This is a genomic window from Pseudomonas sp. St29 (genome assembly GCF_001547915.1).
Taxonomy (GTDB): Bacteria; Pseudomonadota; Gammaproteobacteria; order Pseudomonadales; family Pseudomonadaceae; genus Aquipseudomonas.
In genome coordinates, this window is sequence record NZ_AP014628.1 from 4,137,342 (window position 1) to 4,158,035 (window position 20,694).

Sequence of the window (20,694 nt, forward strand, 5' to 3'; positions counted from 1 at the left end):
TTCACCCCCGGCCGAAGGCCGTCGCACCTTCGGCCCTCCCTATTTGTTCACGGACTGAGCCAATGAAACGTATCGCTATCATGGGGGCCGGCGTTGCCGGTCACCTGGCTGCCCTGTACTTCAAGAAACGCCTCCCCGGAGTCGAGGTCATCCTGATCGGCCGCCCGGATCGAAAGCGCCCGATAGTGGGCGAGTCGACGGTTGAGTTGACCACCCACTTCTTCAAGGGCCTGGGACTGGGCAGCCTGCTGGAGGAGAAGCACTACCACAAGTACGGCCTGACCTATTACCTGAAGCTGCGCAACAACCCGGAATGCCGCAACTATGTGGTGCATGAGGCACCGGGGGTGATTCGCATGCCGGCCTACAACCTCAACCGGTTCAGTTTCGACCGGGACCTGCGGCGGATCGTCGACGCGCATCAAGTGCAACTGATCGAGGCCGACGTCAGCGCGGTGGACCTGCACCAGGGCGAGCATGCCACTCACCTGTTGACCTTGCGCAGCGACAGCGACGCGCACCAGCAACTGACCGCGGACTGGATCATCGATGCCACCGGACGCAACCGCTTCATGGCCAAGAAGCTCAAGCTGCACAAGGAACCCACCTACCAGCGCAGCACCTTCTGGTTCCGCCTCAAGGACTTCGACCGCACCCTGCTGTCCAACATCAACATCCACAAGGTCAAGCACCACTGCTACGACCCCTATTACGTCACCCATCACTTCTACGGGAAGGGCTACTGGATCTGGATGATCCCGATGCGCAGCGACGATGGCAAAGACATGATCAGCATCGGCATCACCTACCGCCCGGACATGATCGAACAGAAGATCAGCACCCTCGAACAGTTCAACGACAAGGTCATGGCCGATCATCCGGTGATCACCGAACTGATCGCCAGCGGCCAGGTGGTCGATGCCCACGCCATGTACAACTACATGTATGAAGCCCAGCAGTACTACTCCACCGACGGCTGGTTCCTGCTCGGCGACGCCGCGTTCACCTTCGATCCGGCCAACAGCGCCGGGCTGGCCTATGTGGCACAGCAGATTCCGCAGATCGCGGCCATGATCGAAAAGGACCTCCATGCCAGCTTGACCCCGGCCTATGTCAACTGCCTGGAGTCTCACATTCAGGCGCAACTGGCGCTGCAGGACACCTGGAGCAAATGGTACGAGGTCATGGACGACCCGTTCATGATGGGCTGGACCCTGTTGTTCGCCAACATGGCCTACTTCCACGTCGTGCTGCCGATGTACATGACCGGCGACTTCCTCGACGGGCACCAGGCCCAGCAGTTTGCCGACCTGCTGCCGCGCTACCCCCGGGAGTTGCAGCCTTCTCCCCTGCCCTTTGCCTGCCTGCTGCAGGAAGTCCGCCGTTCCAACCCGGGCCTGAGCCCGGAGATGATGCCGAACCTGTACTCGCGCACCATCAACTTCGACCTGTACAAGGCCGAACATCGCGCCCGGCCGCTGTATGCCGCGCATTACTACCTGCGTTCGGCCGCACTGCGGGTCCGCCTGATGAAGATGGTCAAGTGGTCAGCGACGCCGCGGCACTTGAAACTGTTGCTGCGCCACAGCTGCGGCGTGGTGCAGGATCTGGCGCGGTCTCTGAGCCTGAGGCTCAAGCCCTCGCTGTTCTACAAATATGGCGAGTCGCCGGAACTGCTGAAGTCGCCCTTTGGCAATGACGGCGGTTTTCTCGATCTGGCCCGCCGTTGATGTCCGCGCTGACGCCGTCGGCCTCCTGCGGCCGCCCGCCCGCGTTGCTGGAGCTGAGCGCGGTACAACTGGCGCACCTGATCAAGCGCAAGGACATCTCGCCGGTCGAACTGGTGGAACAGTCCATCGAGCGCTGCCAAGAGATCCAGGCCCTGTGCAACCCGATAGCGGTCGAACTCTACCGCTGCGCCCGTAGCGCTGCGCGTCGGGCAGAAGCTGATGTCTTGCGGGGCCACCCCCTGGGACGCTTGCATGGAGTGCCCTTCTCGATCAAAGAAGGCCTGGGGCTCGCGGGGTGGCCACAGACCTGCGGCTCGACCTTGCGTCGGCAGGTTACGGCCTCCTCGACGGCCACGGTTGCCCAGCGCCTGATCAGCGCGGGGGGCATTCCCGTGGCGCTGGGCAACCAGGCGGAGATGGCCCTGTGGCCGGAAACCGACAATCTGCTCTATGGCCGCACGCTCAACCCGTATCGCGCCTCGCGCACCGCCGGAGGCAGCAGCGGCGGCGATGCGGTCATGGTGGCCAGCGCCTGCGTGCCCTTTGCCCTCGGCACCGATGGCGCTGGCTCAGTGCGCATTCCCGCCGCGTTCAATGGGGTCTTCGGTCTCAAGCCATCGCGCGGCCTGGTGCCCTTGAGCGGTCATTTGCCACTGGACGAGCGTGGTCGCGAGCAAGCTAACGCGCAGGCGGTATCCGCTCATTTTGCGGCCGGCCCACTGTGCCGACATGCCGAGGACTTGAGCGAAGTCCTGCAGATCATCGCCGGGCCCGATGGCATCGACCGCAATATCCATTCGCGGTTTGCGCCCGTTGCCGAACCCGCGCGCCTGAGGCGGGTACACCTGTACCTGCCTGAGAGGATGAAATGGAGCAGCCCGGTGTCCGAGGCTGTCTCCCAGGCCTTGAACGACGCCGGGCAATGCCTGGCCAGCCAGGGCGCCACGCTGCATGCCTGGCAGGAACCGGGCATGCACAACGCCTTTTTCATCTGGCTGGCGGTGCTCAAGCTTGAGGCGCAGGTCCGCCTGGCGGACTACCTGGGCGATGGGCAGCCGCTGAGCTATTGGCGGGCAGCTCGCGCCAGCCTTGCAGGGCGTGCGCGACATGCTACGGGGCCGTTGCTGGCGACCTGGCTGGACAGTGTCGGCGACGCCCTGGGCAATCCGGGGCTGGGACGTTTTCTTGCCCAGCGCGATCACTTGCAACGAGCCTTCGCCGAGCTCTTCGACGGCCATAGCGTGCTGCTGATGCCCGTCACGCCAGGCGTCGCGCCGGAACACGGGCATGCCCTCAAGCGCCCCTTAGACGTTGCTTACTGCGCCCTGTTCAACGCCCTGGGCCTGCCGGCCCTCAGCGTGCCAATGGGGCGCCTGGATCAAGGTTGCCCGGTGGCCGTGCAACTGGTCGCCGGACCCGGCCAGGACGCTTTGCTGCTGGACGCCGCAGTATTTCTGCAAACTCAGTTTGGTGGCTGGCTCAAGCCAGCGCTTTCACACTTCAAGGGATAGGAAGTCTCTATGCAAACCACCAGTGCGACAACCCAACAGCCCGCCAGCCCACCCATGGGGCAATCGGCTGTGGGCTCCCAGGCCGAACACCTGACGTTGCTGTTCCTGATCCAGCTGATCGTGATCTTTTCCGTCAGCCGGGTGATCTCCTGGCTCAGCACCCGCTGCCTGGGACAAACCCCGGTGGCCGGTGAAATCCTTGCAGGCCTGGTGCTGGGCCCAAGCTTGCTGGGGTATTTTTTTCCAGAGCTGTTGCACAGCATCTTCGTGCCGCAGACCTCTACCGCATTCATCGCGACGGCTCAGGTCGGGCTGATTCTGCTGATGTTCCAGGTGGGCCTGGAGTTCGAATTTGGCGCGCACCTCAAAGGCCGCAAGCGTTCGATCATCTTCATCAGTCTTGGGGGCTTGCTGGTGCCCTTCGCCAGCGGCTTTTTCAGCGCCGAATTTTTCTGGCTGCAGATAACCGGTGAGCGGCCTCCGCTGCTGGCCTTTCAACTGTTCTTCGCCACAGCCCTGTCAATCACCGCCCTGCCGATTCTGGGGCGCATTTTCATGGAACTGGGCCTGTCGCGATCACGGGTGGCGACCCTGACCATCGGTGCCGCAGCAATCGACGATGTCTGCGGTTGGCTGATCCTGGGCGGCGTGACCTCGATCATTGCCTCGAACTTCAACGTCTGGACCTCGCTCCTGAGGATGCTGGCCCTGGCGCTGTTCATCGTCGTGGTGCTGTGGCAGGTCCGCCCCTTGATCCTGCGCTGGATCATCGGCGACCTGGAGCGTCGGCCCCTGTCGGCACACGGCATTTCACTGATGCTGATCGTGCTCTTTGCCAGCGCCGTCATCACCAACCTGATAGGGGTGTTCTCGATCATTGGCGGCTTCATCATGGGCGTGGCGCTGCATACTCACCGGCCCTTTGTCGCCCAGTGGAACGCCAAGGTCGGCGGCTTGGTCAACGCGTTCTTCCTGCCGGTATTTTTCGCCTATACGGGCCTGCGAACCGACGTAGGTTCGTTGGAGGGCAGTAACGCCCTGCTCAACTGTCTGCTGGTGTGCCTGGTGGCATTTGCCAGCAAGTTCTTCGGGGCCTACGGTTCCAGCCGGCTGCTGGGAGAAAGCCCGCGAAACTCGGCGCTGATCGGGGTCTGCATGAACACCCGCGCCTTGATGGAACTGGTGGTGCTCAACGTCGGTTATGACCTTGGCGTGCTGCCCAAAGAGTACTTCACCATCCTGGTGATCATGGCGATCATCAGCACCTTCATCGCCTCACCTCTGATCCGCCTGCTGACTGCCCGCGAGCGCCTGGGGCAGCCGATGCCGATAGCGGGCAATCAACCCGCCCAGTTGTGACAGCTCGGATCTGGTCGGTCGCGCCACCGACCAGATCCGCGCTTGGCTCATGCGCCGACGGTGGGCAGGCTCAAGGCGGCGTCTGACTGCCTTGCCGGGTGCTCCGTGGCACAGGCAACGAAGTCTTCCTTGCGCAGCACCACCAGGGCAATCAGCGACGCCACGCCGGTGGCCACGTAGAAGTACCAGGGCGCGGTGATGTCGCCGGTGAGCTTGATCAGCCAGGTGGAAATCAGCGGCGCGCTGCCGCCGAACACCGCCACCGGAATGTTGTAGGCCACGGCGATACCAGTGGAGCGGATGCGGGTGGGCAGCAGTTCGCTCATCAGCGCGTAGGTCGACGACGCGTAGAGCCCGAACAGAATCGCCACCGCCATCAACGGCCAGAACAGCGTGGCCGGGGTGGCGTTGGGCGCGGTCTTGAAGAACCAGTACATGGCCAGGGTGGCCAGGGTGCCGATCACCATCAGGAACGGCTTGCGGCCGTAGCGGTCGGTGAAGGCTCCGCCCAGGGGCATGACCAGGGCCGCCGAGAGGCTGGCGACGAACACATAGAGCAAGGTGGTGCCGCTGTCGAACTTGAGGGTGTTGGACATGTAGGTCGAGGCAAAGGTCAGCACCAGGTAAAAGATCGAGCTGTGCAGGGTGATGATGAAAAACACCAGGGCAATCGAGCGTTTCCACTGCCAGACTTCGCGCAGCGGCGCCTTGGAGGTCTCTCCGGCCTGCACCAGGGCGAGGAACTCCGGGCTGTCTTCAAGCTTGAGGCGGATGTACAGGGAAATGAAGCCCAAAGGACCGGCGAGCAGGAACGGAATGCGCCAGCCCCAGTCCTGCATCACTTGCGCCCCCAGGCCCCAGGTCATGCCGTTGGCCACCGCGCCGCCCAGCAACAGGCCGAGCACCGCGGTGACCATCAGCCAGCAAGTGGCGAAGCCGCGGCGCCCGGGGCCGGCGTATTCGGCAATGAAGCTGGTGATGGTGCCGATCTCGCCACCGGCGGAAAACCCCTGCACACAGCGGATCAGCACCAGGATGACCGGCGCGGCGATGCCGATGCTGGCGTAGGTCGGCAACAGGCCCAGGAGGAAGGTCGAGCCGGCCATCAGCACCAGCACCGTGATCAGGGTCCGGCGCCGGCCGATGCGGTCCGCCAACGGACCAAAGAACAGGCCGCCCAGGGGCCGGATGAAAAAGCTCAGGGCAAAGGCCGCGAAACTCGCCAGCAGGCTGCTGGTGGGGTCATCGGAGACGAAGAACGCCTTGCCGATGTACAGCGCCAGAAAGCCGTAGACGCCGTAGTCGTACCACTCGATCAAGTGGCCGGAGGTGGCGCCGATAAAGGCCCGGCGCCGCTGGCGCTGGGGGTTGCAAGAGGACACGTCCATGTTGGGAGACTCCTGTCGTACTGCGGTCCATGGGAAAGTGCGTTCAGCGGTCGGTAACGGCCCCGGTCGGGTCCTGCAGCCACTGACGCAAGCGGGTCTTGAGAATCTTGCCGTAGCTGTTCTTCGGCAGCTCGGCGCAAAACAGGTATTTGCGCGGTTTCTTGAACGACGCCATGCGCGTCACGAACCACTGGTTGAGCACCTGCGAGTCCAGGCCGTCGGGGTCGCGCGCGACCACGAAGGCCACCACCGACTCGCCCCATTCGGCATCCGCCTGGCCCACCACGCACACCTCGAACACCTGGGGATGCTGCATCAGCACCTCCTCCACCTCCCGCGGGTAGATGTTGCTACCGCCGGAAATGATCACGTCCTTGGAACGGTCGGTCAGGGTCAGGAAGCCGCGGCTGTCGAGGAAACCGATGTCGCCGGTGAGCAACCAGCCCTCCACCAGGGTCGCCCGGGTAGCGGCCGGGTTGTCCCAGTAGCCGTGCATCACCGGGGCGCCGCGCACGGCGATTTCCCCGGGCTCGCCGGCCGGCAGGGGCTGTCCCCGGGGATCGAGGATGCGCACTTCGACACAGGCATGCGGGCGCCCCACCGACGCCGCCAGCGCCGGCCAATCCGGGTGCTGGCGCTCGGCGATCAGCTCCCGGGACAGCGCACTGATGCTCATCGGGCACTCGCCCTGGCCGTAGATCTGCACCAGCCGCGGGCCGAAGGTATCCAGGGCCTGGGCCAGGTCCGCCCGGTACATCGGTGCCCCACCGTAGACGATGGTCTTGATGCCCGTGCCGTCATAGCCTTGTTGCCGGGCCTGCTCGACCATGCGCTTGACCATGGTCGGCGCGGCAAACAGGCTGACCTGCCCCAGTTCCTGCGCCAGCCCGAACAGCTCTGACGCATCGAACCCCCGGGACTCCGGCACCACGTGCCGGGCACCACAGCGCACGTGAATGAAGTTGTACAGCCCGGCACCGTGGGACATCGGCGCGGCATAGACCAGCGCATCGCCGGCCTGCACCGGATCGACATCCAGCGGGTAGCACAGCGACATGGCGATCAGGTTGCCGTGGGACAGCATCACCCCCTTGGAACGGCCGGTGGTGCCCGAGGTATAGAACAGCCAGGCCAGCTCGTCGTCGGCGCACGGCCAGGGCTCGCGCAGTTCGCCGTCCGGGGCGCCCGCCGGCGCCGGCATGACTTCGCCGGGCAGCTCGCGGCAATCGGCGGGCAAATCCTGCAGCTCGAAGGTCCGGCCGCCGTCGGTGAAGATCAACCTGGCCCCGGCATTGCCGACGATCCAGGCCGCCTCCCGCGGATGCAGCTTGCTGTTGACCGGCACCGCCACCGCTCCGCTCCACCAGATGGCGTAGAGCAGTTCCAGGTAGTCGCAGCTGTTCTTCATCAGCAAGGCCACCCGGTCCCCGGCGGCGATGCAGTGGTCGTGCCGCAGGTGCAGGGCGCGGGCCCGGACCCGCGCGGCAAACCCCTGGTAGTCGGCCACCTGGCGGCGGCCCTCGAACAGCGCCGGGCGCTGCGGCCAGCGTTGGGCCGCGTCCAGCAGCCAATGGGCGATGTTCATGCTCAGGCCCTGAGCGCTTGCAGGACCGTGGCGTAGTTGGCCACGGCCATCCCGCCCATGTTGAACAGCAGGCCGAACTCGGCCCGGGGCACGCCCAGGCCAATCGGCTCGCCGATCAATTGGCGAAAGCCCAGGGCATGCATCGACACGCCGGTGGCCCCCACCGGGTGGCCCTTGGCCTTGAGCCCGCCGGACAGGTTGACCGGCAAACGGCCGCCGTGGCGCACGATGCCCTCGTCCAGGGCCCGATGGCCTTCGCCCTTGGGCGCCAGGCCCATGGCTTCATAGATCAGCAGCTCGGCGATGGTGAAGCAGTCGTGGACCTCGGCAAAGCTCATGTCTCCCAGGCTGACCCCGGCCTCGCGCAAGGCGCCGTGGATGGCCCGCTGCGGACCGTCAAAGGCCAGGATGTCGCGACTGGCCATCGGCAGCAGGTCATTGACCTGGCTCAGGGCGCGGATCGCCACTTCGCGCCGGAACAAACGCGCGCGCTGCGGCGAAGCCAGGACAATCGCCGCCGCGCCGTCACTGATCAGCGAGCAGTCGGTGAGGCGCAAGGACGGCGCGATCAGCGGATTGCTCTGGGACACCTGGTTGCAATGCTCGAAGTCCATCGCTCGGTGCATCTGCGCCAGCGGGTTGGCCATGGCATTGCTGTGGTTCTTCACCGCGATCGCCGCCATCGAGGCCAACGGGCTGTGGTAGCGCTCGGTGTACTGCTGGGCGACCCGGGCAAACAGCTGCGCAAAACTCAGGCCGGCTTCCGCGGGATCGTTCTGGTAACCGGCACCGGCCAGGGCTTGGGTGACCTCGGCGGTGGAGTTGCTGGTCATCTTTTCCGCGCCCACCACCAGCACCAGTTCAGCGGCGCCACTGCGAATCGCATTGACCCCCGCGAGGATCGCCGCCGAGCCCGAGGCGCAGGCATTTTCGCAACGGGTGGCCGGTTTGAAGCGCAATTGCGGATCGGCCTGGAGCATCAGCGAGGCGGGAAAGCCGTCCGGCACCAGGCCTGCGTTGAAATGCCCGAGAAACAGTGCATCGATCTCGGCGGCATCGATCGCGGCATCCGCCAGGGCCTCGCGGGTGACCTGGACGATCAGGTCCTCCAGGGTCAGCCCCTGGAGACGACCGAACGATGTGTGGGCGGCAGCGACGATGGATACGGAAGCATGATTCATGGTGATTTTCTTCTGTGCTTGAAGCGGACGTTCCCTACAATGGCGAGCGCCACAATCAGACGCTAGTTGGGGCAACTACGTACAACAGTAAGTAGTGCCCCCCCGCGCCAGAGCGGCGCAACGACTTCCACGAGGCAGGATGCCCCATGACCGTATATGCCCAGCAGCTCCAGGACCTAGAGCGCCTGGCCTTCCAGGTTTCCCCCGCACCGCAGTTGATCACCGGGCATCGGCGCATGCTCGACTGCAACCAGGCTTTCCTGCGCCTGTTCGGCTATGAGCGCGAACAGTTGCTCGATCACCTGACCCTGTTGCTGTACCCGTCCCAGGCCGACTACCAGAGCATTGGCGAGCGCAGCGAACACTGGCTGCGCAACGGCCAGGGCGCGTCCTACACGGACGAACGCTTTATGCAGCACCGCAACGGCGAAGTGTTCTGGGCCCGGGCCCATGGTTTTTCCCTGACCCCGGACGACCCGTTCGGGCTGATGATCTGGCACTTCGAACGCCTGGACCGGCAGCTGGCGCCCACCGTGCGCCTGACCCCACGCGAGCGCGAGATCTCGCTGCACATCGTCAACGGCCTGACCTGCAAGGAAGTGGCGCGCAAACTGGCGATATCCCACCGCACGGTGGAGGTGCACCGCGCCCGCCTGATGAAGAAGCTGCAGGCCAAGAACAGCGCCGAGCTGGTGTCGAAGATCATCTACATCAGCTAGGGGCTTGCCCCAGCACCTCGCTGGCGCTCAGCCGCAGCAACTTCAAGGGCCCGATCGTCCCGCCCTCCAGGCTGCCGCCCTGGTTCAACACCTTGTTCGCCGCGTTCATCTCGGCGCTGTGTTGCGTCACGCTGACAAAGGTGCCGTGGGGCAACTCCTCGCTCCAACCCGCTTCGAGCGTGTTGTAGGCCAGCATCAGCGCGGCGGTGAAATAGTGCTGGCTGGAAACCGGGATCTGCACCTCCTGGTCATTGTCGTCGTAGGCAATGAAGTGACCGACGAAGGTCTCCACCCCCAGGCGCTTGAGCAGCGGCCAGCTCAGGGCCGAGGGCACGAAGGCGTTGAGCTTCTCGGCGACGATGGCCGAGTAGCCACGGGCCTGGAGCATCTGCACGATCTCGTCTTCGCTGGCCTTGGGGTGGGCGCCCATCACTTGCAGGGCTTCGACCACGGCCTGGTGGGCGGTCTGGTGGTCGGGGTAATCGGCGCAATGCGCGCAGTTGGGCGGGCAGGTATCGGTCACGGGAGGCGAAGGTCCATATCGGTCTCAAAAAAACAGCCGCAGGGTAACCCCATGACCTGCGGCCCGCCAGTGTCCGGGCGCTTACTCAAGCGCCGCCCTGGCATCCAGACGCAGCAGTTGCACGGGCTCCAGGGTGGACCCCTGCAGTGACTCCCCGGCATACAGCGCCTCGTTGGCCATGGCCATTTCGGCGCTGCGGCCAGCCACCATTTCGTAGGTCTTGCGCGGCAGCACCTCGCTCCAGCCGTTTTCGAAGGTGTTGTAGGCCAGGGTCAGCGCGGCGGTGAAGTAGTGCTGATCGGCCACCGGAACCCGGACCTCCTCGCCCTCCTCATCCAGGGCGATGAAGTGGTTGGGCAGGTGTTTCACCCCCAGGCGCTTGAGCACGATCCAGGCCAGGGCCGATGGCACGAAGGCGTTGAGTTTTTCCGCGGCGATGGCCGAGTAGCCACGCGCCTGCAGCAGTTGGACGATGTCGTCCTCGCTGGCCTCGGGGTGGTCGGCCATCAACTCCAGGGTATCGAGTACGCCCTGATGGGCATTGGCGTGATCCAGGCAGCAGCTGCAGTCCGGCGGGTGCGAATCGTCATGCATGATCGGTCGATGATCCCTATCGGTCTTGGTGAGGGGGCGCAGGATAAACCCTGCGCCCGCCTCTCCACCAGCAAGCGCCGGCTACTTGATGACGATGGGGTTCACCGGTGCCCCGCTGCCGCCGACGATCTTCAACGGCGCAGCGGTGTAGAGGAAGGTCCACTGGCCGTCGGCGGCGCAATCCTCGGCCAGGTCTTCGAGCAGCACGATCTCGGTGAAGGCGATCCCCAGGTTGCGCATCAGCGCGCAGTGCAGCGGGATCTGCACCCCGGACACCGGGTCGGTGATCACTTCGTTGGCGATGGTGTCGGTGACCAGGTTGGGGATCTCCATCTGGTTGAACCAGTCCACCAGTTCGCGGCTGTAGGTCAGCCCCGGCTCCACCAGGTCCTTGAAGAACTCGGTCTTGCCGTACTCGTAGAAGGCGCCCATGGAGCCGGTGCGGATGATCAGGATGTCGCGTTTCTCGATGGCCACGCCCTGGGCCTTGGCGGCGGCCAGCAGGTCCAGGTGATTGAAGGTCTCGCCGCGGCCCAGGTACTTCTTGCCGCGATGCCGGGCCATGTCGATCAGCACCGCGCGGCCCACCACGCCGCGCTCGGCAATCGGCAGCACGCTGGCCTTGGCCATGCCGCCGACGGTGCTGCTGGCGTCGTAGCCGTTCCACAGCTGGTTGTCGTACCAGGCGTGGCCCAGGGCGTCGTACTGGGTCGAGCCCTGCAACTGCATGAAGATCACGTCGTCGCAGTACTCGGCACCGCCGGTCATCGACGGCTGCTTGCCGGCCTGATAGTGGCTGCGGTCCAGGGTATTGAAGCGCATCGAAGGGTTGCGCGCCGGCCACATCGGGTCACCGCCGGGGTGGCCGATCTGCACCTGCAGGGTGAAGGTCTTGCCCTGGCGCACCGCGGCGACACCGCGCAGCACCTCGGCCTGTTGCAGGTAGTTGAGGGCGCCAACCTCGTCGTCCGGCCCCCATTTGCCCCAGTTCTTTGGCAGACCTTCAAGCAACTGCCGGGTATTGGGGTGGTGCTTGTCGTTATCGATCCCACACATGTCGAATGCACTCCATTGATTGGGTTGAAGCGGGCGAAAATGCCCGCGGGGCCTTGCTTGGGAGATCAACCGTCACCCCAGGCGCCCTCTGGAACTGTGCGGCCCTGCGGGCCGTTCGCAGCCTGCGGCAGCGGCTACACCAGCCCGGATTAACACTGGCTGTAGCCGCTGCCGAGCCACGGCGAGGCTGCGAAAAGGCCCGCAGGGCCTTGCCTGGCGATCAACCGTCACCCTCAGGCGCCCTCTGGAACTGTGCGGCCCTGCGGGCCGTTCGCCGCCTGCGGCAGCGGCTACACCAGCCCGGATTGACACTGGCTGTAGCCGCTGCCGAGCCACGGCGAGGCTGCGAAAAGGCCCGCAGGGCCTTGCCTGGCGATCAACCGTCACCCTCAGGCGCCCTCTGGAACTGTGCGGCCCTGCGGGCCGTTCGCCGCCTGCGGCAGCGGCTACACCAGCCCGGATTGACACTGGCTGTAGCCGCTGCCGAGCCTCGGCGAGGCTGCGAAAAGGCCCGCAGGGCCTTGCCTGGCGATCAACCGTCAACCCAGGCGCCCGCCGGAACTGTGCGGCCCTGCGGGCCGTTCGCAGCCTGCGGCAGCGGCTACACAAAGCACGGATTACCCGCGGGCCTGGAGGGTTTTACAGATCATCAGACGCAACGTCCACCATCCACTTCCAGGCAGGTGCCGGTGATGAATGCCGCTTCGTCGGAGGCCAGGTACAAGCAGGCGTTGGCCACGTCCTGGGGGGTGGAGAAGCGCCCCAGGGGAATGGTGGCCATGAATTTCTGGCGGTTTTCCGGGGTGTCCGGCACCCCCATGAACTCACTGAGCAGCGCCGTGGCGCCCACCACCGGGTTGACGCAGTTGACGCGGATGTTGTCCGGCCCGAGCTCGGCGGCCATGGTCTTGCTCATCACCACCACCGCGCCCTTGCTGCCGTTGTACCAGACCAACCCCGGACGCGGGCGGATCGCCGCGGTGGAGGCAATGTTGATGAACACCCCGCCACCCTGGCCGCGAAAATGCGGCACGAAGTGCTTGGCGCTGAGGAAGATGCTTTTCACGTTGACCGCGAACACCCGGTCGAACTCGGCCTCGTCGACTTCCAGCATCGGCCGGTTGCGGTGGGTGGTGCCGGCGTTGTTGACCACGATGTCCAGGCCCCCGTATTGCTCCAGGGTGTTGCGCAGCAAGGCGCCAACGCTGGCGTCCTGGGCCACGTTGACCTCGATGAAGTGGGCCTGGCCGCCGGCGGCGCGGATCTCGTCCACCACCCGCTGGCCGCCGTCGGGGTTCATGTCGGCGACGATGACGTTGGCGCCCTGCTGGGCGAAGGTTTTGGCGATGCCTTCACCAAAGCCGGAACCGGCGCCGGTGACGATGGCAGTCTTGTTGGCTAGACGCATGGAAGTGACTCCTGTTTTTGTTGTTATGGACCGCCGTGGCGGCCGTCAGTCGTGGCGAATGGCGATGGTCTTCAAGGTGGTGAAACCCAGCAGTGCCTCGAAGCCCTTCTCCCGGCCATACCCACTGGCCTTGACCCCGCCAAAGGGCAGTTCGACGCCGCCGCCGGCGCCGTAGTTGTTGATGAACACCTGGCCGCAGCGCAGCTTGTGGGCCATGCGCAACTGCCGCGCGCCGTCCCGGGTCCAGACCCCGGCCACCAGGCCGAAGGCGCTGTCGTTGGCCAGGCGAATGGCTTCGGCCTCGTCTTCGAAGGGCATCACCGCCAGCACCGGGCCGAACACCTCCTCCCGGGCCAGGCGGCTGTCTGGCGGCACATCGCGAAACAGCACCGCCTCGTGGAAGTAGCCGCCGCTGCCGGCCTCGGCCACCACCTGCCCGCGCGCCGCCACCGGGATGCCGGCGGCCTCGGCCTCGCGGACAAACGCCTGGACCTGGCGCAGCTGCTTCTGATTGATCAGCGGGCCCATGTCCAGGTCCAGCTCCGAGGGCCCGGCGCGCAGTTGGCCAAAGCACTGGGCCAGGCGTTCCAGCAGCGGTTCATAGAGGCTGCGTTGCACCAGCAGGCGGCTGCCGGCGGAACAGGTCTGCCCGCAGTTCTGCACGATGGCGTTGATCAGCACCGGCAGCGCGCGCTCCACATCGGCGTCGGCGAAGACGATCTGCGGCGACTTGCCCCCCAGTTCCAGGGTCACCGGGCAATGGCGCTGCGCGGCGGCCTTGGCCACCAGGGCGCCGGTGCCGGTGGAGCCGGTGAAGGAGATATGCGCCACCCCGGGATGAGCGCACAGCGCCGCGCCGGCTTCATGGCCGTAGCCGCTGACCACGTTGATCGTGCCCGCGGGGAAGCCGACCTGGGCCGCCAGTTCCGCCAGCCGCAACAGCGACAGGCTGGCGTCCTCGGCAGGCTTGACCACGCAGGCGTTGCCCGCCGCCAGGGCGGCACCGACGCTGCGGCCGAAGATCTGCATCGGGTAGTTCCAGGGAATGATGTGCCCGGTGACGCCATGGGGCTCGCGCACCGTGAGCACGGTGTAGCCGGCCTGGTAGGGCAAGGTGTCGCCGTGCAGCTTGTCGGCGGCCCCGGCGTAGTACTCGAAGTAGCGCGCAAGGGCCGTGGCGTCGGCCCGGGCCACCTTCAGCGCCTTGCCGGTGTCCCGGGCCTCGATCTGCGCCAGCTCTTCGTGGTGCTCCAGCACCGCCTGGCCCAGGCGCGCCAGCAAGCGCCCGCGCTCCAGGGCCGACAGGCCGCCCCAAGGCCCGTCGAAGTTGTCGCCCAGGGCCCGTTGCGCGGCCTGCACCGCCAGGTCGATGTCCTCGGCGGTGCCGCGGGCGATGCACGCGTAGGCGATGCCGGTGCTGGGGTCGAGTACCGGAATGTCCTCGGCCCAGGACGAGGCTTGCCATTGGTTGTCGATGTAGTGTTCGAGGCTCATTTTCATCAGCTCCTGTTGCCAGCCAGACACTCGGCAATCGCCCGCCCGACTTCCACGGTGCTGGCGTTGCCACCCATTTCCCGGGTGCGCGGGCCTTCGGCGAGCACCGTCTCGATGCTCTGGACAATCGCCGCCGCGGCCCGCTGGTAAAGCTCATCGCCCTGCCCCAGGTGCTCGATCATCAGCGCTGCTGACCAGATCTGGCCGATCGGGTTGGCCACCCCAAGGCCGGCGATGTCCGGCGCCGAGCCATGCACCGGCTCGAACAGCGAGGGGTACAGGCGCTCCGGGTTGAGATTGGCCGAGGGCGCGATGCCGATGGTGCCGGTGCAGGCCGGGCCGAGGTCGGAAAGGATGTCGCCGAACAGATTGGAAGCCACCACCACATCGAACCAGTCCGGGTGCTGGACGAAGTGCGCGCAGAGGATGTCGATGTGGAACTTGCGCGTGTCGACCTCGGGGTAGGCCTTGGCCAGCGCCTCCACTCGCTCGTCCCAGAACGGCATGGTGATGGCGATGCCATTGGACTTGGTGGCCGCCACCAGGTTGCGCCGGGGCCGGCGGCCGGCCAGCTCGAAGGCGTACTTCACCACCCGGTCGACGCCGTGGCGGGAGAACACCGACTCCTGCAGGGCTATCTCCCGCGGGGTGCCCTCCCACATGCGGCCGCCGACGCTGGAGTACTCGCCCTCGGTGTTTTCCCGGACCACGATGAAATCGATGTCCCCCGGCACCCGCCCGGCCAGCGGACACGGCACCCCGGGCATCAGCCGCACCGGGCGGATATTCACGTACTGATCGAACTGGCGGCGGATCTTCAGCAACGAATCCCACACCGCAATGTGGTCGGGGACGATGTCCGGCGCGCCCACGGCGCCGAAGAAGATCGCCTCGTGGTCGCCGATCTGCTCGGCCCAGTCCTCGGGCATCATGCTGCCGTGGGCCTGGTAGTGCTCGCTGCACCAGTTGAAATGATCGAACTGCAAGGCGATGCCGAAGCGCCGGCTGACGGCTTCCAGCACGCGCAAGCCTTCGGGAACCACCTCGCGGCCGATGCCGTCACCGGCGATCACCGCGATGCGATGGGGAGGTGTTACAGCGGGATTGATCCTGGACAAGCCGTCTCTCCTGGTCTGACGTGTTGTTGTTATGGAGGCAGGTCAAGCGCACGGGCGAGCCCATTCTGGGCACGGGGAAGCGGCCAGGGGAATTGCTCATTGTGGAAACCGCCTTCGCAAAATTCGAAGGCGCGTCAGAAAGGTCCTGCCTTGAGCAACGACTAGCCAGCCTGCGCCTCGGCCTGCCCGCAGCCGGCCAGGTAGTCGAACAGCTCGCGACTGGCCAGGGACGGTTGCTCCCGGCGTCGGCAGAGGAACATCTGGCGGTCGGCCCAGGCATCGTCGATTTCGATAAAACGCAAGGCCATCTCCTTGCGGAAAATCTGCACCGCGCCCTGGGGCAGCACTCCCACGCCCTGCCCGGCGGCGATCAGCCGGCATACCGCCTCGAAGCTGCGCACCTGCACCCGCAGGCGCAGGGGCATGCTCACCGCGGCCGCGGCTTCGGTGATCAGCGAGGTGATGGCGGCATTGTCCTCCAGGCCGACGAAGTCGTAGCCCAAGAGGTCCTGGAAGCGCGCATGGCTCATCCTGAACGGGTGCTCCCGGGGCACGATCAGGCACAGCCGGTCGCGGCAATAAGGGATGTAGTGCAGGTCCTGGCCCTGCGGGCGCGTGGTGACGATGCCCACATCGGCCACACCGTCACGCACGGCGAGGATGATCTCGCGGCTGCGCTCCTCGCGGATGTCCACGCGAATGCCCGGATGCAGGTCGCTCCACTGGGTCAGCTGCCGGGGCAGCTCCTGGCTCATCGCCGAGCTGTTGGCATACAGGCTGACCCGGCCGGTGGCGCCCTTGGCGAAGTCGGCCAGGTCGGCGTGCATCACATCCACCGCCCGCAGGATGCTCCGCGCGTGCTCGGCCAGGGCCTGCCCCGCCGCCGTGGGCTGGACCCCAGTGGAAGTACGGATCAGCAGCGCCACCTTGAAATGCTGCTCCAGCAGCGACAGACGCCGGCTGGCGGCCGACAGCGACAGGTGCGACTGCTCGGCGGCCCGGGACAGGTTGCCCAGGGTCAGGGCCTTGAGAAACAGCTCGATGGAAGTCAGGTCCGGGGCCATGGCAGGTTCCTTGTGCGCGGTCGGTGGAAACTACCCAGTCGGGCCGCCCCTGTCCAACCTGCGCCGGCTTCAACGCCCGGAAAAACGCAGCCGCGACAGCTGGCGCAGATCCCCTTCCAGGTAGTAGGCGTTGCTCCAGCTGTCGTCCACCGCCAGCGGCTGCACCTGCTTGAGGGCCAGCTGTTTGGCGAAGTAGCGGAACCGGTAGTGCTCGTAGAAGCGCAGCAGTTCCAGGCCGTAGCGGTCCGCCAGGTCGGTGTCGCCACGGATGATCAGGAAGTTCTCGTCGTTGCTCTGGCTGGCGCCGACGCTGAGGTTGTGGCTGCCGCTGATGATCACCGGTGAGTCGCTGGTGAAGTCGGTGACGATGGCCTTGGTGTGCACCAGCAGGTTGCCCTTCTGGCCCTTGAGCCCCTCCTTGAGCCAGCCCTCCAGGCCGTTGTTGAGCAGCGCGGTGGCGGCGAACTCGGCGGTGCGATCGGCGTGGAAGCCGGTGATGCGGCTGGCGGTGTTTTGCAGGCCGTAGCGCAGCACATCGTCATGGGGCTGGCCGAGCAAGGCATCGAGAATGCTGTCGGGCAAGGCGAAGGCGGTGACGAACAGCAGGTCGCGACGGGCGCCGTTGATGATCTCGACGAATTCGCTCAGGTCGCCCTGGCCGCTGCGCGGGGAAAACCCGGCGAACAGCGGCGCATCGGCTTGCATGGGGTTGTGCCGGGTCAGCCATTGACGGGTGGCGCCGACGTCCGCCGGAGTCGCCCAGACCTGTTCGAACACCTCCAGGTAGCGCGCGGCAAGCTCGGCGCGGTCGAGGCTGTGCAGCACGTTGGCCTGGCGGTAGACGCCGTTGGCGGTGAAGTTGGTGCTGCCGCAGAGCACCGACTGCGGCTGGCGCTGGCCGGTGGCGTCGAGACGGCTGAGGACGATGAACTTGTCGTGGAAGATCGCGTGGGTCACCCGCCCGCGTTTGTTGGCCTCGGGCAGGTGCTGCAGGCTGGCCTGGTTCTGCGTGGTGTCGTCGTCCCCGGGGCCAGCGTGGTACAGCACCCGTACTTGCACGCCACGGTCGAAGGCAGCGTTGACCGCGTCAACGACGGCCTGCAACTGGTACTCGTAGATGGCGATGTCCAGGCTCCAGCTGGCGTCCGTGGCACGCTGGATAAAGCCCAGCAGCTCCTCCAGCAGGCCGTTTTCCAGCCATTGCCTGGGCGCGTCCGGCCAGTCCTCGATGGGCAGGTTCCTGTTGGCGCTGAGCAGCGCATCGAGCTCGGGAAACTTGCGCGAGAAGGCCTGACTGGCGGCCACCGCGCGATTGAAGATCACCCGCTGCCCCGGCGGCTGGCCGTTGTCGGCGTCGATGCTCAGTTCCAGGGCCTCGCCCAGTTGCGGCGCCTCGGGGCTGCCATACACCAGGTGCACCCGATAGTTGAGGGTGGTGCCGGGGTGGACCGCGTAGTCGGCCCAACGAAACTTCTGCAGCGGCGCCTGATCGCTGGGGGTGGCGTTGTATTGCGGGAAGCTGTGGGCCTTGCCGGGAAAGGTCAGGCTGTTGAACAGGAACAGCCAGGGCTTGCTGCCGGTCTGCTTCTCGATGGCGAAGCCCAGCAGCCCCTTGCGCCGTGACGCATCCAGATCCATGGCCAGCAACACCCCATTGGTCCCGGCATAGGCCTTGACCCGAAAATCGTCCTTATCGTTACGCACCAGTACCCGCATCGCTTCACTCCTGTGTTGGCGCAGGCAGTGTAGCCGCTGCCAAGCCTCGGCGAGGCTGCGTAAAGGTCCGCAGGACCTTGTCTGGCGATCGACCGACGAACCTCTGGCGCTCTCAGGGTTTTTGCGGCCCTGCGGGCCGTTCGCAGCCTGCGGCAGCGGCTACAACCTCGGGTTGGTGTAGCCGCTGCCAAGCCTCGGCGAGGCTGCGTAAAGGTCCGCAGGACCTTGTCTGGTGATCGACTGACGAACCTCTGGCGCTCTCAGGGTTTTTGCGGCCCTGCGGGCCGTTCGCAGTCTGCGGCAGCGGCTACAACCTCAGGTTGGTGTAGCCGCTGCCAAGCCTCGGCGAGGCTGCGTAAAGGTCCGCAGGACCTTGTCTGGCGATCGACCGACGAACCTCTGGCGTTCTCAGGGTTTTTGCGGCCCTGCGGGCCGTTCGCAGCCTGCGGCAGCGGCTACAGGTCGATGTGTTGGTAGGCGGCGTCGAGGCCGGCGGCCAGTTCGCGGGCGCGGCCCAGGCGGATCGGGCCGCGTTCGATGTCGAGCAGCAAGGTCGGGCAGTCCAGGGGCTGCAGCGGCGGCAGGCTTTTCAGGCGGCCGTCGGTGATTAGCAGTACGCGCTGCTGTTCCGCTGGCAGCCGGCGCTGGCGCTGTTCCAGCCACCGGGCCGCTTCGCTCAGGGCTTGTGGCAAGGGGGTGCCGCCAGCAGCACCGAGGCCGTCGAGCCAGTGCCGCAAGTCCTTGGAGGCCTTCAGGCCCTGGACCTGCCAGTTCGGCGCGCGGCCGCTGGCGGTGAGCAGGGCCAGGCGCGCGCGCTGGCGGTAGGCGTCGTCGAACAGTTGCGCCAGCAGGCCCTTGGCGTCGCTCAGGGCGCTGTGACGACGGGTCGAGGCCGAGGCGTCGACGATCACCAGCCACAGCTCATGGGGCGCGCGGCTGCGCAGGCGAAACAGCAGGTCTTTACGCAGCCGTGGCCGGCCCTTGAGCAAGGTGCCGGGCCAGTTGATCGCGCCGCTGCCGGCGGTGCGACTGGCGCCGTGCCGACCTTGATCCAGATGCCCCGCCCGGGGCTTGGCATCCGCCCCCCGGTCACTCTGGGGGCGGATGCCTAGGGCTTTTTTGGCCAGCTGGGCACTTCTCGACGGGCGCCGGTGGGCAAGGCCTGGGCCGGCATTTCGCCCCATTGACCCTGGCCTTCGCTGGGGTTGGCGTTGGTGGATGCCGGTGCCTGGGGGCTTGGCCCCGATGCCGGCGCGCTGGGCGCAGTCTCCCGCCGCCGGTGGCGCAAGGCGAACTCGGCCACGGCGTCGATATCTTCCTCGGCAATCGCCGGAGCACCGCGCCAGGCCGCGTGGGCGCGGGCCGCGCGCAGCCAGACCAGGTCGGCGCGCAGGCCGTCCACGGCAGCGGCAAAGCAGCGCTCGGTGATCAGCGCCAGGGCCTGGTCGTCCAGCGGGATGCCGGCCAGGGCCGCCCGCGCCTGCTGGCAACGCTCGCGCAATGCGGCCTGGGCCGGGGCCCACTGGGCGCAGAAGCCCAAAGGATCGCTGTCGAAATCCAGGCGGCGGCGGATGATCTGCCCGCGTTCTTCGGGGGCCGGCTGGCCGCTCAAGGCGACGTTGAGGCCGAAGCGGTCCAGCAGTTGCGGGCGCAGTTCGCCCTCTTCCGGGTTCATGGTGCCAATCAGCACGAACTTCGCCGAATGGCGGTGAGAAATGCCGTCGCGCTCGATCAGGTTGGTGCCGCTGGCGGCCACGTCCAGCAGCAGGTCCACCAGGTGATCGGGCAGCAGGTTGACTTCATCGACGTAGAGCACGCCACCGTCGGCCTTGGCCAGCACGCCGGGGGAAAACTGCGCCCGGCCTTCGCCCAGGGCGGCGTCCAGGTCCAGGGTGCCCACCAGGCGCTCTTCGCTGGCGCCCAGGGGCAAGGTGACGAACTGGCCGCTGGCCAAGAGATCGGCCAGGCCCCGGGCCAGGGTCGACTTGGCCATGCCACGGGGGCCCTCGATCAGCACGCCGCCGATCTTCGGGTCGATGGCGGTCAGGCACAGGGCCAGTTTCAGCGCTTCGGCGCCGACCACGGCGGACAGCGGAAAATGGGGGGTGTCGCTCATGTCGGGGGCTCGCTTGGGTCGGGTCGGTGGTGTCCAGGAGGACGCTTTCGCGAGCAAGCTCGCTCCTACAGGCATCGCATTGCCGTTGTAGGAGCGAGCTTGCTCGCGATCGAGTGCGCAGCACTCGCCGCC

At 66.2% G+C, this 20,694-nt stretch carries 17 protein-coding genes; 4 read left to right on the forward strand and 13 right to left on the reverse strand.

Going from position 1 to position 20,694, the window contains the following annotated elements:
• The first annotated feature begins 62 nt into the window (after positions 1-62).
• From PST29_RS18350 to PST29_RS18360, 3 genes are read left to right on the forward strand one after another with little or no spacing between them, the layout of a single operon-like run.
• Entirely contained in the window at positions 63-1,730 is a 1,668-nt protein-coding gene (locus PST29_RS18350; RefSeq protein ID WP_060843985.1) for an NAD(P)/FAD-dependent oxidoreductase, read from the forward strand.
• Positions 1,730-3,241 (forward strand): amidase, encoded by a 1,512-nt coding sequence (locus PST29_RS18355; protein WP_060843986.1) that lies wholly within the window; start codon positions 1,730-1,732, stop codon positions 3,239-3,241. Before PST29_RS18350 ends, PST29_RS18355 begins: the two co-directional genes overlap by 1 nt.
• A gap of 9 nt (positions 3,242-3,250) precedes the next feature.
• Positions 3,251-4,600 carry a cation:proton antiporter gene (locus PST29_RS18360; RefSeq protein ID WP_060839948.1) on the forward strand — a complete coding sequence of 450 codons (1,350 nt, stop codon included), beginning with the start codon at positions 3,251-3,253 and terminating at the stop codon, positions 4,598-4,600.
• A gap of 47 nt (positions 4,601-4,647) precedes the next feature.
• On the opposite strand, the gene PST29_RS18365 is transcribed toward PST29_RS18360, so the two are convergent.
• From PST29_RS18365 to PST29_RS18375, 3 genes are read right to left on the reverse strand one after another with little or no spacing between them, the layout of a single operon-like run.
• The gene (locus PST29_RS18365; RefSeq protein ID WP_060843987.1) at positions 4,648-5,988 is read right to left on the reverse strand and encodes an MFS transporter; all 1,341 of its coding nucleotides are present in this window, start codon (positions 5,986-5,988) and stop codon (positions 4,648-4,650) included.
• A gap of 43 nt (positions 5,989-6,031) precedes the next feature.
• Positions 6,032-7,573, reverse strand: a complete 1,542-nt coding sequence (locus tag PST29_RS18370) for a class I adenylate-forming enzyme family protein (protein ID WP_060843988.1) — start codon at positions 7,571-7,573, stop codon at positions 6,032-6,034.
• A gap of 2 nt (positions 7,574-7,575) precedes the next feature.
• Positions 7,576-8,754, reverse strand: a complete 1,179-nt coding sequence (locus PST29_RS18375; RefSeq protein ID WP_060839951.1) for an acetyl-CoA acetyltransferase — start codon at positions 8,752-8,754, stop codon at positions 7,576-7,578.
• A 146-nt stretch (positions 8,755-8,900) separates the two neighbouring features.
• Here PST29_RS18375 and PST29_RS18380 point away from each other — a divergent pair, with 146 nt between their 5' ends.
• Positions 8,901-9,473, forward strand: coding sequence for a LuxR C-terminal-related transcriptional regulator (locus tag PST29_RS18380; protein WP_016967597.1), 573 nt, complete (start codon positions 8,901-8,903; stop codon positions 9,471-9,473).
• Here PST29_RS18380 and PST29_RS18385 read toward each other — a convergent pair.
• The 10 genes from PST29_RS18385 to PST29_RS18430 all read right to left on the reverse strand — a co-directional run bounded on the left by PST29_RS18385 (position 9,466) and on the right by PST29_RS18430 (position 20,562).
• Positions 9,466-9,996: a hypothetical protein gene (locus PST29_RS18385; RefSeq protein ID WP_060839952.1), complete on the reverse strand. Its 531-nt coding sequence runs from the start codon at positions 9,994-9,996 to the stop codon at positions 9,466-9,468. The genes PST29_RS18380 and PST29_RS18385 overlap by 8 nt on opposite strands.
• A gap of 81 nt (positions 9,997-10,077) precedes the next feature.
• Positions 10,078-10,590 carry a hypothetical protein gene (locus tag PST29_RS18390; RefSeq protein WP_060843989.1) on the reverse strand — a complete coding sequence of 171 codons (513 nt, stop codon included), beginning with the start codon at positions 10,588-10,590 and terminating at the stop codon, positions 10,078-10,080.
• 81 nt (positions 10,591-10,671) lie between these two features.
• Entirely contained in the window at positions 10,672-11,646 is a 975-nt protein-coding gene (locus tag PST29_RS18395; RefSeq protein ID WP_060839954.1) for a cyclase family protein, read from the reverse strand.
• Between the two features lie 649 nt (positions 11,647-12,295).
• Complete coding sequence (locus PST29_RS18400) at positions 12,296-13,054, reverse strand: SDR family oxidoreductase (RefSeq protein WP_060839955.1); 759 nt, start codon at positions 13,052-13,054, stop codon at positions 12,296-12,298.
• 45 nt (positions 13,055-13,099) lie between these two features.
• A complete protein-coding gene (locus PST29_RS18405) occupies positions 13,100-14,548 on the reverse strand; it encodes an aldehyde dehydrogenase family protein (RefSeq protein WP_060843990.1) in 1,449 nt (482 codons plus the stop codon).
• A 5-nt stretch (positions 14,549-14,553) separates the two neighbouring features.
• The gene (locus tag PST29_RS18410) at positions 14,554-15,666 is read right to left on the reverse strand and encodes a tartrate dehydrogenase (RefSeq protein WP_060843991.1); all 1,113 of its coding nucleotides are present in this window, start codon (positions 15,664-15,666) and stop codon (positions 14,554-14,556) included.
• A gap of 161 nt (positions 15,667-15,827) precedes the next feature.
• Positions 15,828-16,730 carry a LysR family transcriptional regulator gene (locus tag PST29_RS18415; protein WP_060839958.1) on the reverse strand — a complete coding sequence of 301 codons (903 nt, stop codon included), beginning with the start codon at positions 16,728-16,730 and terminating at the stop codon, positions 15,828-15,830.
• Between the two features lie 69 nt (positions 16,731-16,799).
• Entirely contained in the window at positions 16,800-18,446 is a 1,647-nt protein-coding gene (locus PST29_RS18420) for a phospholipase D-like domain-containing protein (RefSeq protein ID WP_060843992.1), read from the reverse strand.
• Positions 18,447-18,901: 455 nt separating this feature from the next.
• A complete protein-coding gene (locus PST29_RS18425) occupies positions 18,902-19,630 on the reverse strand; it encodes a vWA domain-containing protein (RefSeq protein WP_173664416.1) in 729 nt (242 codons plus the stop codon).
• Positions 19,555-20,562: an ATP-binding protein gene (locus tag PST29_RS18430; RefSeq protein WP_060843994.1), complete on the reverse strand. Its 1,008-nt coding sequence runs from the start codon at positions 20,560-20,562 to the stop codon at positions 19,555-19,557. Before PST29_RS18430 ends, PST29_RS18425 begins: the two co-directional genes overlap by 76 nt.
• Between the last annotated feature and the right edge of the window lie 132 nt (positions 20,563-20,694).

Excerpts from the sequence above, each read along its gene's own strand:
- PST29_RS18355 (WP_060843986.1), top strand. The coding sequence starts at position 1,730 with ATGTCCGCGCTGACGCCGTCGGCCTCCTGCGGCCGCCCGCCCGCGTTG.
- PST29_RS18350 (WP_060843985.1), top strand. The coding sequence starts at position 63 with ATGAAACGTATCGCTATCATGGGGGCCGGCGTTGCCGGTCACCTGGCT.
- PST29_RS18425 (WP_173664416.1), bottom strand. The coding sequence starts at position 19,630 with ATGGGGCGAAATGCCGGCCCAGGCCTTGCCCACCGGCGCCCGTCGAGA.
- PST29_RS18390 (WP_060843989.1), bottom strand. The coding sequence starts at position 10,590 with ATGCATGACGATTCGCACCCGCCGGACTGCAGCTGCTGCCTGGATCAC.
- PST29_RS18420 (WP_060843992.1), bottom strand. The coding sequence starts at position 18,446 with ATGCGGGTACTGGTGCGTAACGATAAGGACGATTTTCGGGTCAAGGCC.
- PST29_RS18405 (WP_060843990.1), bottom strand. The coding sequence starts at position 14,548 with ATGAGCCTCGAACACTACATCGACAACCAATGGCAAGCCTCGTCCTGG.
- PST29_RS18400 (WP_060839955.1), bottom strand. The coding sequence starts at position 13,054 with ATGCGTCTAGCCAACAAGACTGCCATCGTCACCGGCGCCGGTTCCGGC.
- PST29_RS18375 (WP_060839951.1), bottom strand. The coding sequence starts at position 8,754 with ATGAATCATGCTTCCGTATCCATCGTCGCTGCCGCCCACACATCGTTC.
- PST29_RS18415 (WP_060839958.1), bottom strand. The coding sequence starts at position 16,730 with ATGGCCCCGGACCTGACTTCCATCGAGCTGTTTCTCAAGGCCCTGACC.
- PST29_RS18430 (WP_060843994.1), bottom strand. The coding sequence starts at position 20,562 with ATGAGCGACACCCCCCATTTTCCGCTGTCCGCCGTGGTCGGCGCCGAA.
- PST29_RS18365 (WP_060843987.1), bottom strand. The coding sequence starts at position 5,988 with ATGGACGTGTCCTCTTGCAACCCCCAGCGCCAGCGGCGCCGGGCCTTT.
- PST29_RS18395 (WP_060839954.1), bottom strand. The coding sequence starts at position 11,646 with ATGTGTGGGATCGATAACGACAAGCACCACCCCAATACCCGGCAGTTG.
- PST29_RS18380 (WP_016967597.1), top strand. The coding sequence starts at position 8,901 with ATGACCGTATATGCCCAGCAGCTCCAGGACCTAGAGCGCCTGGCCTTC.
- PST29_RS18360 (WP_060839948.1), top strand. The coding sequence starts at position 3,251 with ATGCAAACCACCAGTGCGACAACCCAACAGCCCGCCAGCCCACCCATG.
- PST29_RS18370 (WP_060843988.1), bottom strand. The coding sequence starts at position 7,573 with ATGAACATCGCCCATTGGCTGCTGGACGCGGCCCAACGCTGGCCGCAG.